The organism is Allobosea sp. 05T438 (assembly GCF_056396025.1).
In genome coordinates this window covers 275796-292717 of record NZ_JBFTKQ010000006.1, presented here as the reverse complement: position 1 = coordinate 292717, position 16922 = coordinate 275796, and the positions used below count along the sequence as shown (strand labels likewise).

The 16922-nt window shown below is 65.3% G+C and carries 19 protein-coding genes and 1 tRNA gene; 9 read left to right on the top strand and 11 right to left on the bottom strand.

What is annotated here, in order from left to right; all coding sequences use genetic code 11:
- The 9 genes from AC1DIN_RS15580 to AC1DIN_RS15540 all read right to left on the bottom strand — a co-directional run.
- On the bottom strand, positions 1–410 hold a 410-nt coding region (locus AC1DIN_RS15580; RefSeq protein WP_476810422.1), incomplete at its 3' end, for an FAD-dependent oxidoreductase.
- Positions 411–485: 75 nt separating this feature from the next.
- Complete coding sequence (locus tag AC1DIN_RS15575; protein WP_476810421.1) at positions 486–1178, bottom strand: SGNH/GDSL hydrolase family protein; 693 nt, start codon at positions 1176–1178, stop codon at positions 486–488.
- Positions 1175–1762: a hypothetical protein gene (locus AC1DIN_RS15570; protein WP_476810420.1), complete on the bottom strand. Its 588-nt coding sequence runs from the start codon at positions 1760–1762 to the stop codon at positions 1175–1177. Before AC1DIN_RS15570 ends, AC1DIN_RS15575 begins: the two co-directional genes overlap by 4 nt.
- Positions 1763–1902: 140 nt before the next feature.
- Entirely contained in the window at positions 1903–2433 is a 531-nt protein-coding gene (locus AC1DIN_RS15565; protein WP_476810419.1) for a hypothetical protein, read from the bottom strand.
- Between the two features lie 80 nt (positions 2434–2513).
- Entirely contained in the window at positions 2514–3866 is a 1353-nt protein-coding gene (locus AC1DIN_RS15560) for a pyruvate dehydrogenase complex dihydrolipoamide acetyltransferase (RefSeq protein ID WP_476810418.1), read from the bottom strand.
- Positions 3867–3881: 15 nt separating this feature from the next.
- Positions 3882–5279: a pyruvate dehydrogenase complex E1 component subunit beta gene (locus AC1DIN_RS15555; protein WP_476810417.1), complete on the bottom strand. Its 1398-nt coding sequence runs from the start codon at positions 5277–5279 to the stop codon at positions 3882–3884.
- Between the two features lie 60 nt (positions 5280–5339).
- A complete protein-coding gene (pdhA, locus tag AC1DIN_RS15550) occupies positions 5340–6428 on the bottom strand; it encodes a pyruvate dehydrogenase (acetyl-transferring) E1 component subunit alpha (RefSeq protein WP_476810416.1) in 1089 nt (362 codons plus the stop codon).
- Between the two features lie 174 nt (positions 6429–6602).
- Positions 6603–6914, bottom strand: coding sequence for an FtsB family cell division protein (locus tag AC1DIN_RS15545; RefSeq protein ID WP_441471074.1), 312 nt, complete (start codon positions 6912–6914; stop codon positions 6603–6605).
- A 69-nt stretch (positions 6915–6983) separates the two neighbouring features.
- Positions 6984–7058, bottom strand: a tRNA-Lys gene (locus AC1DIN_RS15540).
- A 231-nt stretch (positions 7059–7289) separates the two neighbouring features.
- Between AC1DIN_RS15540 and AC1DIN_RS15535 the strand changes: the two genes are divergently transcribed.
- Positions 7290–9077, top strand: coding sequence for a peptide ABC transporter substrate-binding protein (locus AC1DIN_RS15535; RefSeq protein ID WP_476810415.1), 1788 nt, complete (start codon positions 7290–7292; stop codon positions 9075–9077).
- A 46-nt stretch (positions 9078–9123) separates the two neighbouring features.
- Here AC1DIN_RS15535 and AC1DIN_RS15530 read toward each other — a convergent pair whose 3' ends face one another.
- Positions 9124–9816 (bottom strand): GntR family transcriptional regulator, encoded by a 693-nt coding sequence (locus AC1DIN_RS15530; RefSeq protein WP_476810414.1) that lies wholly within the window; start codon positions 9814–9816, stop codon positions 9124–9126.
- 191 nt (positions 9817–10007) lie between these two features.
- Between AC1DIN_RS15530 and aroQ (AC1DIN_RS15525) the strand changes: the two genes are divergently transcribed.
- Complete coding sequence (aroQ, locus tag AC1DIN_RS15525) at positions 10008–10475, top strand: type II 3-dehydroquinate dehydratase (protein WP_476810413.1); 468 nt, start codon at positions 10008–10010, stop codon at positions 10473–10475.
- 50 nt (positions 10476–10525) lie between these two features.
- Here aroQ (AC1DIN_RS15525) and AC1DIN_RS15520 read toward each other — a convergent pair whose 3' ends face one another.
- Positions 10526–11191 (bottom strand): TetR/AcrR family transcriptional regulator, encoded by a 666-nt coding sequence (locus AC1DIN_RS15520; RefSeq protein WP_441471070.1) that lies wholly within the window; start codon positions 11189–11191, stop codon positions 10526–10528.
- Between the two features lie 220 nt (positions 11192–11411).
- On the opposite strand from AC1DIN_RS15520, the gene AC1DIN_RS15515 reads away from it, so the two are divergent.
- The 7 genes from AC1DIN_RS15515 (at position 11412) to AC1DIN_RS15485 (ending at position 16920) form a co-directional block, all read left to right on the top strand.
- A complete protein-coding gene (locus tag AC1DIN_RS15515) occupies positions 11412–12080 on the top strand; it encodes an amino acid ABC transporter permease (protein ID WP_441471069.1) in 669 nt (222 codons plus the stop codon).
- Positions 12081–12087: 7 nt separating this feature from the next.
- Entirely contained in the window at positions 12088–12729 is a 642-nt protein-coding gene (locus AC1DIN_RS15510; protein ID WP_441471068.1) for an amino acid ABC transporter permease, read from the top strand.
- Between the two features lie 53 nt (positions 12730–12782).
- Positions 12783–13616, top strand: a complete 834-nt coding sequence (locus AC1DIN_RS15505; RefSeq protein WP_441471067.1) for a transporter substrate-binding domain-containing protein — start codon at positions 12783–12785, stop codon at positions 13614–13616.
- A gap of 168 nt (positions 13617–13784) precedes the next feature.
- Positions 13785–14516, top strand: coding sequence for an amino acid ABC transporter ATP-binding protein (locus tag AC1DIN_RS15500; RefSeq protein ID WP_441471095.1), 732 nt, complete (start codon positions 13785–13787; stop codon positions 14514–14516).
- Between the two features lie 51 nt (positions 14517–14567).
- On the top strand, positions 14568–15017 hold the full coding sequence (gene aroQ, locus AC1DIN_RS15495; protein ID WP_476810412.1) for a type II 3-dehydroquinate dehydratase: 450 nt from the start codon (positions 14568–14570) through the stop codon (positions 15015–15017).
- Positions 15018–15028: 11 nt separating this feature from the next.
- Positions 15029–16093, top strand: coding sequence for a Gfo/Idh/MocA family protein (locus AC1DIN_RS15490; protein ID WP_476810411.1), 1065 nt, complete (start codon positions 15029–15031; stop codon positions 16091–16093).
- Positions 16090–16920, top strand: coding sequence for a shikimate dehydrogenase family protein (locus tag AC1DIN_RS15485; protein ID WP_476810410.1), 831 nt, complete (start codon positions 16090–16092; stop codon positions 16918–16920). Before AC1DIN_RS15490 ends, AC1DIN_RS15485 begins: the two co-directional genes overlap by 4 nt.
- The last annotated feature ends 2 nt before the right edge of the window (positions 16921–16922 follow it).

Below are 16922 nucleotides of genomic sequence, written 5' to 3'. Positions count from 1 at the left end.
GGCCCCTGCGGCTGCATCGCCGGCTTCTTGGTCGGCGCGACCGCGATCGTGCCGGGCTTGGTCAGCTTGGCCTCGCCCCAGATCACGTCGACCTTGTTCTTCTTCATCAGGAACTGGACGCCGTTGTTCATCCGCACGGCGATGCCGCGGGAGCGCTTCACGATCGCCTCCAGATCCGCCTTGAACGAGCCTTCCAGGACCAGCCCGTAATCCTTGGCGTGCTCGCCGTAATGCAGGATCTCGGCCGAGCGCAGCAGCGCCTTGGTCGGGATGCAACCCCAGTTCGAGCAGATGCCGGCGAGATGCTCGCGCTCGACGATCGCTGTCCTGAAGCCGAGCTGCGCGGCCCGGATGGCGGCGATATAGCCGCCGGGGCCGGAGCCGATGACGATGATGTCGTAGTCAGCCATGGGAAATACCTCGGCTCTTTCCTCCCCTTGCGGGAGGCGTTGATGTTGCGGGGCAAGCCCCTGGTCGAATGCTGTTCATGGGCCTGTAATCCGCAGTGCGGGACCGCGTGCTGGCAGGGGGAGGCCGAGTAGTCCGTCGACGACCGGCGCCAGCGCCAGGCCAATGGCACGGGTATTCTCGACGTCGAGATGGATGCCGTCCTCACCGGTCACCTTCGCGACGGCGGCCGCATCGAAGAAGCTGACGCCGATCTCGTCGGCGATGCGGCGATAATAGGTCGCCAGCAGCGCCATCTTCTCAGCCGCCCCTTCCATGACGAAGTTGGACTCGTGCTCGGGATCGTCAGGCATGCGCACGATCGGCGGCGATACGATCAGCACTTCCGGCACGGGCATGCCGGGCTCGATAGGCGGGCGCTGGGCCACCTGCGCCAGTGCCCGCATCGAGCGGGCGACGTCGTAAGGCGCGAGCGAGTGGTGCCGCTGGCAGTCATTGGTGCCGAGCATCAGGATGACGAGATCGAGCGGCGCGTGGCACTCGATAAATAGAGGCAGCAGCGCGATGCCCGAGCGATAGGGCCGCAGAGGATCTTCGAGCGCGATGCGCCGCCCGTTGAGACCCTCCTCGATCACCGTCGCATAACCGCTGAGCGCCTTCTCCAGCACGCGCGGCCAGCGCACATCGTCGCCATGCCGCTCCGGTCGGTTGGCGATCCGCCCCCAGGTGAGAGAATCGCCGAAGGCGAGGATGCGGGCCCGGCGGCTCATCGCGATGCTCCCACCCGCTTCTGAAGCGCAGCTATCGTTTGCGCCTCCCGCCCGAGCGGGAACGGTGCCAAGTCGCGTGTCGCCAAGCCGAGCACATCACCCTTGCGGGTTTCCTTCACCGTCTCGCGCTGGCGCGCATAGGTGCCGCACTCGAAGCCGCCGCCGCGATGGCCGGAGACCGGGTTGTAGGTGTTCGCAGCATAGCGGAAGCAGACATAGTTGAGCTTGACCTGGCCGCGATAGTGCCCTTCCTGCGGATCATCGATCTCGGCAGAGGCGTTCTCCCAGAGCACGGCGAAGGACCCGCGCAGGATTGCATCATTGCCGGGGTACCACAGGAAGCTGTCGCCGTTCGCGGCGATGTATTCGACCTGGGTGCCGTGCTGGGCGCTATGGGTCAAAATGGTCCGGTTGCCAAAGAAGGCCGCCAGGACCTCGGGATCGGCGGCTGCGCTCGGCAGCGAGGTTCCCCCGGGGGCAGCGTTGCGCGCCATGTATTCGGCCTGTGTCAGCGCCGGTCGCGCCGCGAAGATGTTGCGTGGGCGCTGGAATTGACCCGAGACACCCGGACCGAATTCGATCACGGGCGGTCCGCCTGCCGTCGGCCTTGCCGGATGTTCCGCCTCCGCTGTCTTGAGGGGCGTGTTGCAGGCCGACAGGCTGATTGACAACGCCGCCATTGCAAAGCGCGCTAGCCGTCCGTCGCCAAGATGCTGCCGACACATCATTGGATGATCGTCCCCAAGCCCAGCACATTTCCCTGGCTGCTGCGGACGCGGGCGAATGATGACACTGCCGAGCAAGTTAAAGGCTGTCCGTTCCGTTGCACCGTGACCGTGCTGCCGGCCGCGGGAACGGGGTAGTAGTCCCCCAGCAGGCAGACCGCCGGCCCGTTCAGCCCCTTGACCTCCTTGATGATCCCCCAGCGCAGACGCTGGATTCCGCGCTCTCGCGCGACTTGGATCGCCTCGCTCCTCGGGCCGAAATAAATGCTTCCCCTGAGGTTGCCCTCGGTCGCGGCAAAAAAGGTCCGACCGGCGACCTTCTGTCCGGCAGCGCGAACAACTGGGTCGGCTGGCGCTCGTTCCGCTGATGGCTGCTGCGCAGACACGCTCGAGAGCCCAAGCCCTAGAGATGCCAAGATCAGCACGCTTGACCACCAGTTGCGTCCAAAGCCAGGCCCGCGGCAGGCTTCGACAGCGGGGAACCTGCCGCTGCCAAGCGTGATGGTGGTGGCGATGCGGAAGTCGAGCATTGGTAAGCGCCTCTAAGCGCCCTTCCCGAAGAAGGGCCAAGAACGATGCCGGTGCATCGAAGCAACCGGCATGGCTCACCTCACACCAGCATCGCCATCGGCTTCTCGATATAGCCCTTGAACGCCTGCAGCAGCTCGGCGCCGAGCGCGCCGTCGACGGCGCGGTGGTCGGTCGAGAGCGTCACCGACATCACCGTCGCGACGGCCGGCTGCCCGCCCTTCACGATGACGCGCTGCTCGCCGGCGCCGACGGCCAGGATCGTCGCATGCGGCGGATTGACGATGGCCGCGAAGTCCTTGACCCCGAACATGCCGAGGTTCGAGACCGCCGTCGTGCCGCCCTGATACTCCTCGGGCTTCAGCTTGCGGGCCTTGGCGCGGGCCGCCATGTCCTTCATCTCGTTGGAGATCTGCGACAGGCTCTTGTGGCAGGCATCGCGGATGATCGGCGTGATCAGACCGCCCGGAATCGAGACGGCGACGCCGACATCGGCATGCTTGTGCTTGAGCATCGTGTTCTCGGTCCAGGACACGTTCGCATCCGGAACGGCCTTGAGCGCCAGCGCCAGTGCCTTGATCACCATGTCGTTGACCGAGAGCTTGTAGGCCGGCTTGCCGTCCTTCTCCGGCGCTGCAGCATTGAGCTCGGCCCGCAGCTTCAGCAGCGCGTCGAGCTCGCAGTCGACCGTCACGTAGAAATGCGGGACGGTCTGCTTGGCCTCGGTCAGGCGGCGCGCGATCGTCTTGCGCATGCCGTCATGCGGGGCCTCCTCATAGGAGCCCGGCTCGAACAGCTTCTTGACCTGTTCGTCGGAGGGGCCGGTGGCAAGCGGCGCGGCGGCGGGCTTGGGCGCAGCCGGAGCGGCAGAAGGTGCAGCCGCCGGGGCGGCCTTGGCTCCGCCGCCCTTCCTGGCTGCCTCGACATCCTTCTCGACGATGCGGCCATGCGGACCGGAGCCGTTGATGGCGGCAAGATCGAGCCCGGCGTCCTTGGCGATGCGGCGCGCCAAGGGCGAGGCGAAGGGCCGGCTGCCGTTGGCCTTGGCGGCGGCGGGAGCGGACGCAGCCGGGGCAGAAGGCGCTGCCGCGGGAGCCGGAGCCTCCGCCTTCGGCACTTCGGCCTTCGGAGCCTCAGCCTTCGCGGGCGCAGCGCCGCCAGCAGCGGGAGCGGAGACGCTCTTGGCATCCTCGCCCTCGCCGGCGATCACGCCGATCACCTCGTTGACGGCGACATCCGCCGTGCCTTCCGGCACCACGATCCTGGCGAGGATACCCTCGTCGACCGCCTCGACCTCCATGGTCGCCTTGTCGGTCTCGATCTCGGCGATGATGTCGCCGGACTTGATCGTGTCGCCTTCCTTCTTCAGCCATTTGGCGAGATTGCCCTTCTCCATCGTCGGAGAGAGCGCGGGCATCAGGATGTTGGTTGGCATCGGTCAGCCCCCTTCTCAGCGATAGCAGACGGCCTTGGCCGCCGCGATGACCTCGCCGATGTTCGGCAAAGCGAGCTTCTCGAGATTCGCCGCATAAGGCATCGGCACGTCCTTGCCGGTGACGCGGGCGACCGGGGCGTCGAGATAATCGAAGGCCGCTTCCATGATCTTCATGCCGATCTCGGCGGTGACGCCGGACTGCGGGAAGCCCTCCTCGACCGCGACGCAGCGATTGGTCTTCTGCACCGAGGCGATGACGGTCTCGATATCCATCGGGCGGATCGTCCTGAGGTCGATGACCTCGGCCTCGATGCCTTCCTTGGCCAGGGCCTCGGCGGCGCCGAGCGCATAGGTCATGCCGATGCCGAAGGAGACGATCGTCACGTCCGTGCCCGGGCGCACGACCTTGGCCTTGCCGATCGGGATCAGGAAGTCGTCGCCCTTCGGCACGTCGAAGGACTTGCCGTACATGATCTCGTTTTCGAGGAAGATCACCGGGTTCGGGTCGCGGATCGCGCTCTTGAGCAGGCCCTTCGCGTCGGAGGCGCTGTAGGGCACGACAACCTTGAGGCCGGGCACGTTCGAGTACCAGGCGGCATAGTCGTGGCTGTGCTGGGCGCCGACGCGCGCCGCTGCACCGTTCGGGCCGCGGAACACGATCGGTGCGCCCATCTGGCCGCCGGACATGTAGAGCGTCTTGGCGGCGGAGTTGATGATGTGGTCGATCGCCTGCATGGCGAAGTTGAAGGTCATGAACTCGACGATGGGCCTGAGACCCGAGAGCGCCGCGCCGACGCCGATGCCGGCGAAGCCGTGCTCGGTGATCGGGGTGTCGATGACGCGCTTCGGCCCGAACTCCTGCAGCAGGCCCTGCGTGACCTTGTAGGCGCCCTGGTATTCCGCGACCTCCTCGCCCATGACGAAGACATCGCCGTCGCGGCGCATCTCCTCGGCCATGGCGTCGCGCAGCGCCTCGCGGACCGTCTGGCTGACGATCTCGGCGCCCGCCGGGAATTCGGACGAAGCGTCGTAGGCCTTGGCCTGGGCCGGGACGCTCTGCGGCGCACTGGCGGCAGGCGCCTCCTCGGCCTTCGCCGCCGGTGCGGGCTCGGCCTTGGGCTCGGGCGCCGCCGTCTTGACCCCGCCGGTTGCCGCGGCGCTGACGTCCTCGCCGTCGGCGGCGATCACGCCGATCCGCGTGTTGACCGCGACATTGTCGGTGCCATCCGCGACGAGGATCTTGGCGAGGATGCCCTCATCGACCGCCTCGACTTCCATGGTCGCCTTGTCGGTCTCGATCTCGGCGATAATGTCGCCGGGCTTAACCTGATCGCCCTCTTTTTTCAGCCACTTGGCCAGTTTTCCTTCCTCCATGGTGGGAGAAAGGGCAGGCATGAGAATGTCGATCGGCATGAACGCACCCGGATTCTAAAACGCGGGAAAGACGGTGAGCGGGCCAGAGGCGCGGGGCTTTCAGCCCTGCGCCGGCTCCAGCAGAATGTCGGTGTAGAGCTCGGACGGATCGGGCTCGGGGTCATGCGTGGCGAACTCGGCCGCGTCGTTGACGACCTCGCGCACCTTCGCGTCGATCGCCTTGAGCTCGTCCTCGCCGATCTTGAAGTCGCGGATCAGGCGGGCGCGGACCTGCTCGATCGGGTCGTGCTCCTCGCGCATGCGCTGGACTTCGTCCTTGGAGCGGTACTTCGCCGGGTCGGACATCGAGTGGCCGCGATAGCGGTAGGTCTGCATCTCCAGGATGTACGGCCCCTTGCCCGAGCGGGCGTGCTCGATCGCACGCAGGCCGGCCTCGCGCACGGCGCGGACATCCATGCCGTCGACCTGCTCGCCGGGAATGTTGAAGGAGATGCCCCGGCGCGAGAAATCGGTCTGGGCCGAGGCACGGGTGACCGCGGTGCCCATGGCGTAGCGGTTGTTTTCGATGATGAACACGACCGGCAGCTTCCAGAGCTCGGCCATGTTGAAGCTCTCGTAGACCTGGCCCTGATTGGCCGCGCCGTCGCCGAAATAGGTCAGCGATACGGTATTGTCGCCGCGATACCAGTCGGCGAAGGCCAAGCCGGTGCCGAGCGAGACCTGCGCGCCGACGATGCCGTGGCCGCCGTAGAAATTCTTCTCGCGGCTGAACATGTGCATGGAGCCGCCCTTGCCGCGCGAATAGCCGCCGCGCCGGCCCGTCAGCTCAGCCATCACGCCGCGCGATTCCATGCCGCAGGCCAGCATGTGACCGTGGTCGCGATAGCCGGTGATGACCTGATCGCCATCCTTGGAGGCCATCTGCATGCCGATGACGACGGCTTCCTGGCCGATATAGAGGTGGCAGAAGCCGCCGATCAGGCCCATGCCGTACATCTGGCCGGCCTTCTCCTCGAAGCGGCGGATCAGCAGCATCTCGTGATAGGCGTGGAGGTCCTCGTCCTTGGTGAAGCTCGGCGTGTTGCTGAGCGCGGCGGAGGCCTTGCCCGCCCCCTCCTTGGCGCCCCGCGCCTTCGCGGCGGCTTTCGGTTGAGCGGGAGCTTTCGACTTACGCGCAGCAACAGCCATCAGGCGGCCCTCCAAGGTCATCTGATCTTTGTTTTAGAGGATCACAAAAACCTTGGCGAGCACGCTATCTCGCAATGCAGCATGATCTAAGCCACTGGAAAGGCAGCGATCTATCACCTTAACTGGTTTTCAGTTAATCGATACGTCTGGGACTATGTGCCGTATCGTCAGAACTCAGCGTCCCATGATGACGACGTCGTTCTTGTGCGTGCGACCGAGGATGGCGCGCGCGTTTTCTTCCAGGAGGTCGCGATCGACCGCCTCGTCTCGGACCAGCGAGAGGCGATGTTCCCAGGATTTGCGCTCGGCGACAAGCCCGGCGAGCTCCGCCTCCATATCCCGCAGCGATTCACGGACGGCGCCGCGCGCCTCGAGGCCGCGCGCGCCATGCTGCGCATGGAACATGAAATAGGCCACCGCTGCTCCCGAAACGAGATAGAGCGCCAATGTCACGAAGATGGAGCGGAGACCGCGGCGGATAACCATGGCGCCACGCTAGGAAAACTTGGTTTCCGGCGAGTTAACGGAGGGCGYGGCCTGGGAATTTTGCTGTTCTGGTGAGCGGGGTGGGGATCGAACCCACGACCACATGATTAAAAGTCACGTGCTCTACCACTGAGCTACCCGCCCTCACCGAGGCGCTGACATACGGAGCCATGCCGCCCGGGTCAACTCGTTCGATGAAATCGTCACCATCTCAAGCGCCGCGAGCCTCCGACAAACGAAACCGGGCGTTTTCTTGCGGCATCGCAGCATCGGAACTGCTGGACGCCCTCCCCCTCCCATGCATTCTGGGGGCGCCCATAACAACGAACGGCGATTCAACGCCGGGGGATTCCAACTGATATTGGGAGAGATAGAATGGACGAACGGGAAATCCGCGGCCTCGTCGCGGATGTGAAGGGCGGCACGCTGTCGCGACGATCCTTCATCCAGAAGATGGCGGCGGTGGGTATCACCGCCCCGATCGCGAGCCAGATCCTGGCTTGGAACGATGTCGCGATGGCAAACGCCGCGCTGCAATACAAGCCGACCAAGGCCGGCGGCGGCGGGGCGCTGAAGATACTGCTCTGGCAGGCTCCGACCCTGCTCAACCCGCATTTCGCCTCCGGCACCAAGGACCAGATCGCCTCGCGCATCTTCTTCGAGCCGCTCGCCGGCTGGGACAAGGAGGGCAACCTCTTCCCCCAGCTCGCCGCCGAGATTCCGAGCAAGGCCAATGGTGGCCTCTCGGCCGATGGCACGACCGTCATCTGGAAGCTGAAGCCGGGCGTGAAGTGGCATGACGGCAAGCCGTTCACCGCCGACGACGTCGTCTTCACCTGGGAATATGCCGCCGATCCCGCGACAGCTGCCTATACGACCGGTTCCTACACCAACATCAAGGTCGAGAAGATCGACGACCTCACCGTCAAGGTGATCTTCAAGGACCCGACGCCGTTCTGGGCCGATCCCTTCGTCGGCGTCGCCGGCATGATCATCCCGAAGCACCATTTCGGCGACTACAAGGGCGCCAAGTCGCGCGAGGCTCCGGGCAACCTGAAGCCGGTCGGCACCGGGCCCTACAAGTTCGTCGACTTCAAGCCAGGCGACATCCTGACGGGCACCCGCAACGAGGACTACCACGTCAAGAACCAGCCGCATTTCGACACGCTTGAAGCCAAGGGCGGCGGTGACGCGGTTTCGGCGGCGCGTGCCGTGCTCCAGACCGGCGAATACGACTATGCCTGGAACATGCAGGTCGAGGATGAGATCCTCAAGCGCATGGAGACCGGCGGTCGCGGCAAGGTGGTGGCGGTTCCCGGCGGCGACATCGAGTTCATCATCCTGAACACGACCGATCCGTGGACCGAGGTCGATGGCGAGCGCTCCAGCGTCAAGACCAAGCATCCGACGCTGTCCGACCCGAAAGTACGCGAAGCGCTCAACCTGCTGATCGACCGCGACTCGATCCAGAAGTTCATCTATGGCCGCGGCGGCACCGCGACGGCGAGCTTCGTCAACGAGCCCAAGCAGTTCAAGTCGCCCAAGCTCAAATACGAGTTCAATATCGACAAGGCCAACAAGATCCTCGACGACGCCGGCTGGAAGAAGGGCGCCGACGGCATCCGCGAGAAGGACGGCAAGAAGCTCAAATACGTCTTCCAGACCTCGATCAACGCCCCGCGCCAGAAAACCCAGGCCATCATCAAGCAGGCCTGCCAGCGCGTCGGCATCGACCTCGAGCTCAAGTCGGTCACGGCGTCGGTCTATTTCTCTTCCGACGTCGCCAACCCGGATACCTACACCAAGCTGTACTGCGACATGGAGATGTACACCACGACGCAGCCGCAGCCCGATCCGGAGCGCTTCCTCAACCAGCTCGTCTCCTGGGAGATCGCCAACAAGGAGAACAAGTGGCTGGGCCGCAACGTCTCGCGCTACTCGGACCCAGAGGCCGACAAGGCCTACAAGGCCGCCCAGAAGGAGTTCGACCCGGCCAAGCGCGCTGCGCTGCTGATCAAGGTCAACGAGATCTTCTGCGAGGCCAATATCCTGCTGCCGATCCTCTCACGCACGGTCGTCGGCGCTTCTGCCAACAACCTGGAGGCTGACATCTCGGGCTGGGAGGTCACGACCTGGAATCTGGCGGCCTGGTATCGGACCTGAGCGTACCGCCAATCAAACAGGACCGGCCCCGTCAGGGGCCGGTCCGCTAGTCCAACAAGCCCCGCTCGAGCGCCACGTCGACGCAGCCAAGGATATGGCCGCGCAGGAGCCGCTGCCCCTCGCCTGCGTCGCGGCGCAGCGCACAATCGAGCAAGGCGCGATGCTCGCCGATCGAGGTCGGCCCCCAAAAAATGAAGAACACCATCTGGTAGCGCAGATAGCGCTCGTAGATGCCGGCATGAAGGTCGAGCAGTGCCCTGGAGCCGCAGGCCGACACCAGCGCCTGATGAAACTCGAAATCGTAGCGCTTCCATTGCTGCGTGCCGGAATCGTCGGCGGCGAGCAGGCGCTCCTCCATGCGGGCGAGCTTGTGATGGGCGGCGACGACGCGCCCTTCCCATTCCATATCGCCGGCCGCGAAGGATTGCGCGAGCGCGTGACACTCGATCAGCAGCCTGAGATCGGCGAGTTCCTGGAGCTCGCTGGCCGTGCAGGGCGCGACCTGGAAGCCGCGCTGCCCCTCGGCGACGACAAAGCCCTCCGGCGCGAGGCGGTTGAAGATCTCGCGCAAGGTGCTGATGCCGACGCCGTAGACCGCGCGCAGCCTGTCCAGCGTCAGCTTCTGGCCCGGCTGCAGGCGCCCGAACACGATATCCTGCCGGATCCGCTCATAGGCATGCTCGCCCGTCGACAGCGCGGCGATCCCGTCGCCGCCGATATCCGGTGCCGCATCCGCCATGGCATCCCCTCACCTGCTCGATTCAGACTAAGCCGCGGGGTCGGCGACGCCAACCAAAAAGCAGCTTGTTGGATAATTAGCAGATGATCTGACAATTATCAGTTGATTTGAGGCCGGTCCCGGATAAGATCGCTGGCATAAGAAGTCGACGGAGCGATGGTCTCCGCAGCGAACGATCTCGGGAGGACATCATGTCGGCAGGCGAGAAGCCGGCGGCCGGGCGCGGCTGCATCTACATCCTGAACGGCCCCAACCTGAATCTGCTGGGGCAGCGCGAGCCGGCGATCTACGGATCCACGACGCTGGCCGAGATCGGCGAGCGCTGCGAGGCGAAGGCCAGGTCGCTCGGCTTCGCCGTCGATTTTCGCCAGACCAATTTCGAGGGCGAGTTGGTCGAAAGCGTTCAGCAGGCGCGCCAGGAAGCCTGCGGCATCATCATCAACCCGGCCGGCTACAGCTTCACCTCGGTCGCGCTGCTCGACGCGTTGAAGATGTTCGAGCGTCCCAAGATCGAGCTGCACATCTCGAATGTGCATGCGCGCGAGAGCATCTACCACAACTCCCTGGTGTCGCGGACGGCGACAGGGATCATCATCGGGCTCGGCGCCGCCGGCTATGAACTCGCCATCCACGCCATGGCTGGGCTGGTGGAAGCCTGACGATGGCCTCCGCCGCCGCAAGCCGGATCGTCGGTAAGGAGCGGCAGCCTTCAGCGGCGCATCATGCGCAGCACGGTGTCGATGGCAGCGGCCCTGCGGCGCGCCAGCGCCTCGGGTGCCCCCATGTCGTGGCCGAAGACCTGGCGGATGCTGGCGCGGTTCGAGACGTTGTAGAAGGCGAGCGCGCTGATCGTCAGGTGGATGTCGATCGGCTCGATTCCGGCCCGGAAAATGCCGGCCGAGATGCCACGCTCGTAGGCCTCGCGGATCATGTCGATCACCGAGAGGTTGAGCGTGGAGATCCGGTCGGAGGTCGCAAGGTGCCGGCCGTGATGGATGTTCTCGATCATCACCATCCGCACGAAATCCGGGTTCTCGGCATGGTAGTCGAAGGTGAAGCCGGTCAGCAGCGCGATCGCCTCCTCCGGCTCCAGGCTGGCGAGATCGAGTCCGCGCTCGAAGCTGCGGATCCGCTCGTACATCTCTTCGAGGACGGCGCGGTAGAGCCCCTCCTTGTCTCCGAAGTAGTAGTAGATCATCCGCTTGCTGGTCGCGGTTCGGGCCGCGATCTCGTCGACGCGCGCGCCGCTCAGGCCGTTCTCGACGAATTCGAGGCGCGCGGCCTCGAGAATGCTGCGGCGCACGCCCTCCGGGTCCTGCGTCCAGGAGGCCGATTTCCGGCTGGCTCCCTGCGGTTTGGTCGCTGCTTTGCTCATGTTCTACCCGGTGCCTTGCCGTTCCGCCGGCCTTCGGCGGCACTCAAATGGACAGCTCGGTTAATTTCGCTTGACCAAATGAACTAACTGGTACAATTAACACACCATCGGCTCCGCGCAAGCTGCGCGTGCGGACGACAAGGCCCTCGCCAGAAGGGCCGCGACGACAGACGGGACCCGGATCGACCCCTTCAGAAGGTCGGCCGTTTTGGGAAGCGCCATGAACTACAAGCTCGATTTCGCACCTGTGATCGAGGGCATGCCCGATCTGCTGATGGGCTGCCTCGGCACCTTCCTGCTGGCGCTCGCCGGCATGGCTTTGGCGATCGTCATCGGTATTGGCGGGGTCATCCTGCGGGATTCCCGCTTCTCTCCGATCCGCTTTCTGGTGAAGGCGTTCGTCGAGGTGATCCGCAACACGCCCTTCCTGGTGCAGATCTTCTTCATCTACTTCGCGCTGCCGCTGACGGGCCTGCGGCTCGACCCGACGCCGACGGCGATCATCGCGCTCGGCATCAATGGCGGCGCCTATGCCATCGAGATCATCCGCGGCGGCGTGCAGTCGATCAGCAAGGGCCAGATCGAGGCCGGTCTCGCGCTTGGGCTGCACAAGGCGCAGGTCTTCCGGCTGATCGTGTTGAAGCCTGCGCTGCGCGCGATCTTCCCGTCGCTCACCAGCCAGTTCGTGCTGCTGACGCTGACCACCTCGGTCGCCTCGGCGATCTCGGCCTATGAGCTCACCTCTGTGGCCCAGCGGATCGAGTCCGACAGTTTCCGCTCCTTCGAGGTCTACGGCACGATCACGCTGTTCTACCTCGTGATCTCCTGGGTGATGATGCGCTTCTTCGCGGCGATCTCGGCCCGTTACTTCAGCTATCCGGTGAAGTGAGGGCGCCATGGGCTGGAACGAATTCCTCTTCCTCCTCACCGGCCTGAAATGGACCGTGGCGCTGTCGGCGATCGGCTTCGTCTTCGGCTCCGTCTCCGGGCTCGGCATCGCGCTGATGCGCACCTCCGGCCATTCGCTGCTCGAACGGATCACGGCCAGCTACATCGCCCTGTTCCAGGGGACGCCACTCCTGATGCAGCTTTTCGTCGTCTATTACGGCCTCGCGCTGATCGGGCTCAGGCTCGATGCCTGGGTCGCGGTCGCGATCGGCTTCACCCTGCATGCCAGCGCCTATCTCGGCGAAATCTGGCGCGGCTCGATCGAAGCCGTTCCGAAGGGCCAGACCGAGGCCGCCAAGGCTCTGAGCCTGCACTATGCCTCGCGGATGCGGGACGTGGTCCTGCCGCAGGCGATCCGCATCTCGCTGCCGGCGACGGTCGGTTTCCTGGTCCAGCTGATCAAGGGCACCTCGCTCGCCGCCATCGTCGGCTTCACCGAGCTGACGCGGGCCGGCAACATCGTCTCCAACCAGATCTTCCAGCCGCTGCTCGTCTTCGGGATCGTCGGCATCCTCTACTTCCTGCTGTGCTGGCCGCTGTCGCTCTACGGCTCGCATCTGGAGCGGCGCATGGCCATCGCTGCGCGCTGAGCAGACCAAGCTTCACCGCCTAGTCCAACCACCAAAGAAAAAGGGAGAGAAACATGACGAAGATGAAATCCACCCGCCGCAGCCTGCTGATCGCCGGCGCGGCCGCGCTTGCGCTGCCTGCCCTGGTCGGCAGTCCCGCCCAGGCGATCACCCCCGCCGAGATCAAGGCCAAGGGCAAGATCGTGGTCGGCATCCAGGGCGACAATCCGCCGTGGGGTTTCGTGACCAGCGCGGGCAAGCAGGACGGCCTCGACGCCGACATCGCCACGCTCTTCGCCAAGGAGCTCGGCGTACAGGTCGAGTTCGTGCCGCTCGAGGTCAACAACCGAATCCCGGCGCTGACCACGGGCCGTGTCGACGTGCTCTTCGCCACGATGGCGATGCTGCCGGAGCGCGCCAAGGCCGTGCAGTTCTCGAAGCCCTATGTCGCAAACACCATCGTGCTGATCGGGCCGAAGAAGGACAAGATCACCACCAACGAGGACATGGCGCGCTACACGATCGGTGTCGCCAAGGGTGCGGCGCAGGACACGCAGGTGACCAAGAACGCGCCGGCCAACACCGTGATCCGCCGCTATGACGGCGACGCGCCCTCGATCCAGGCGCTGGTCTCCGGCCAGGTTCAGGCGCTCGGCGGCAACATCTTCTACATGCAGCGCGTCGAGCAGGGCCGCCCCGGCGAGTTCGAGAACAAGCTCGAGTTCCAGAACCTCTACAACGGCGCCTGCACCCGTCTCGGCGAGAAGGAGATCAACGCCGCGCTCAACACCTTCATCGACAAGATCAAGGCCAATGGCGAGCTGCAGAAGGTCTACGACAAGTGGATGAAGGTGCCGGTGCACAAGTTCCCGGACAGCCTCGAAGGCATCACCTTCACCGCGAGCTGAGCGCGCTGGATCGCCCTGCGTCCTGCCGGGCGCGAAGTGGCGATCCAGCTCATTGTTTCAGCATCGGATTTCCCCGAGAAGTGCATTCCACTTTTCGGCCCGATGCTAGCAACCGGAACCAGGGCCATGAACCAGCCAGCCGTCCAAAACGCCGTTTCGGCGGATGCCATGATCGCCATGACCCATGTCGAGAAATGGTATGGCGACTTCCAGGCCCTGACCGACGTCAACCTTGAGGTCCGCAAGGGCGAGCGCATCGTGCTCTGCGGGCCGTCGGGCTCCGGCAAATCGACGCTGATCCGCTGCATCAACCATCTGGAGGCGTACCAGAAGGGCGAGATTCGGGTCGGCGGCACAAGGCTGGGAGGCGATGCCAGGACGATCGACGCGGTGCGTCGCGAGGTCGGCATGGTCTTCCAGCACTTCAACCTGTTCCCGCATATGACCGTGCTGCAGAACTGCATGCTCGCGCCGATGCGCTCGCTCGGTGCCAGCAAGGCGGAGGCCGAGGCCACCGCCCGCAAGCTGCTCGGCCGGGTCAAGATTCTGGAACAGGCGGACAAGTATCCCGCCCAGCTCTCGGGCGGCCAGCAGCAGCGCGTCGCGATCGCGCGCGCGCTCTGCATGAAGCCGAAGGTGATGCTGTTCGACGAGCCGACATCGGCCCTCGATCCCGAGATGGTCAAGGAAGTGCTCGACACCATGATCGCCCTCGCGGAAGAGGGCATGACCATGATCTGCGTCACCCACGAAATGGGCTTCGCGCGGCAGGTGGCGAACCGCGTCATCTTCATGGCCAATGGCGCCATCGTCGAGGAAGCGCCGCCGGAAGAGTTCTTCCACAACCCGCGCCATGAGCGGACCCGGAAGTTCCTCGGCGAAATCCTGCACAAACACTGAAAACGACAGCCCGGGGCCTAGCCCCTGGGCATCTGAAACGGAACGCGATCGATGTCCCGCCTCGTCTATGTCCTGAACGGCCCGAACCTGAACCTGCTCGGCAAGCGCCAGCCGCACATCTACGGGCACGAGACCCTGGCGGATGTCGAGCGCGACTGCCGCGGGCTCGCCGAGGAACTCGGGCTGACGTTGCGCTTCCACCAGTCGAACCGCGAATACGAGCTCATCGACTGGATCCACGAGGCGCGCGAGGAAGCTGGCGGCATCGTCATCAACCCCGCCGCCTTCACCCACACCTCGGTCGCGTTGCTCGATGCTCTCAATACCTTCGAGGGCCCGGTGATCGAGTGCCATATCTCGCAGGTGCATAAGCGCGAGAGCTTCCGGCACCATTCCTATGTCTCGCTGCGTTCCGACGGCGTCATCGCCGGCTTCGGCACGCAAGGCTACCAGCTCGGGCTGCGGCGCATCGCCAAGCTTATCGAAGACCAGGCCGCGTGAGGATCGATCCGATGGCTCTGGTCAAAATCGCGGTGATGGGTGCGGGCCTGATAGGCAAGCGCCACGCCGAACATGTCAGGGCGCAGTCCGGGGCGGTCCTCTCAGCGATCATCGATCCGGCGCCGACCGGGCGCGCCTTCGCTGAGGAGATCGGCGTCGCCTGGTACCCCGCCTTCGATGCCCTCCCCGTCCGCGAGAGGCCGGATGGCGTCATCGTCGCGACGCCGAACCAGCTCCATGTCGCAAACGGGCTGGAACTGGCTGCGGCCGGCATCCCGATGCTGGTCGAGAAGCCGATCGCGGACAGCGTGGATGGCGCACGCAAGCTGGTCCTGGCCGCCGAGGCGGCGGGTGTACCGCTGCTCGTCGGCCATCACCGCCGCCATAATCCGATGATCCGTGGGGCGCGCGAGGCGATCGACGCCGGCCGGCTTGGCCGCATCCTGACCCTGACCGGCCAGTTCTGGCTGGTGAAGCCGGACGCGTATTTCGACGTCGAATGGCGTCGGCAGGCGAGTGCCGGGCCGATTTTGATCAACCTGATCCACGATATCGACCTCTTCCGCTATCTATGCGGCGAAATCGTCGGGGTGCAGGCGCAGAGCTCGAACGCCGTGCGCGGCAACCCGGCCGAGGAAACCGCCGTCGCCCTCCTGCGCTTCGCAAACGGCGCGCTCGGCACGGTCAGCGCTTCCGACACCGTGGTCTCGCCCTGGAGCTGGGAGCTGACGACCGGCGAGAACCCGGCCTATCCGCGCCAGGATCAGTCCTGCTACCAGATCGGCGGGACGCAGGGGTCGCTGACGATCCCCGCGCTCGAACTCTGGAGCCACACGGACAAGCGCGGCTGGTGGGAGCCGCTGAAGCGCGAGCGCATCCCCTTCGTGCCCGAAGACCCGCTCCAGGCCCAGATCCGGCATTTCTGTGCGGTGATCCGCGGCGAGGAGGAGCCGCTCGTCTCCGGGCGCGAGGGGCTGGCGACGCTGGCCGTCATCGAGGCGGTCAAGCAGGCGGCACGCACGGGCGGATCTGTCGAGGTCACCACCGAGCCCGTTCCGGCGAGGGCATCAGCATGATCAGGGGCACGACACGGCTGATCGGCCATCTCGGCTTTCCGACCGAGAGCTTCAAGGCGCCGATGATCTACAACCCCTATTTCGAGCGGGATGGGATCGACGCCGTCGTCGTGCCTATGGGCTGCCGCAGCGAGGATTATCCCGATTTTCTGAAGCTGTTCTTCCGGCTGTCCAATGCTCACGGTGCGCTGGTGACGATGCCGCACAAGGTCACCACGACCGGCCTCGTCGACACGCTCTCCCCGACCGCCGCCATTGCCGGCGCCTGCAACGCGGTGCGTCTCGAGCCGGATGGTCGGCTCGCCGGCGACATGTTCGACGGTGAAGGCTTCGTACGCGGAATCCTGCGTAAGGGGCGCAAGCTCGCGGGCGCCCGGGCGCTCGTAGTCGGCGCCGGCGGTGTCGGCTCGGCGATCGCCGCCTCTCTGGCGAAGGCCGGCGTCGGCGAGCTCGCCCTGTTCGATACGCAGGGGCCGGCGGCGGTGGAGCTGGGGCAGCGGCTCGTCGCACATTACCCTGCCCTGCGCGTCACGACCGGCTCGAACGATCCGGCCGGCTTCGACATCATCGTCAATGCGACCCCGCTCGGCATGAAGCCGGGTGATCCGCTGCCGCTCGACGTTGCCCGCCTGCCCGCTTCCGCCCTGGTCGGAGAGGTCGTGATGGCGCAGGAGATCACACCGTTTCTCGCAGCCGCTCGCGCGCGCGGCTGTGCGGTGCAGGTCGGCACCGATATGCTGTTCGAACAGATCCCCGCCTATCTGGAATTCTTCGGCCTGCCCACGACTACGGCCGAGGATCTGCGCGCCGTGGCGCGGTTGGCTTGAGA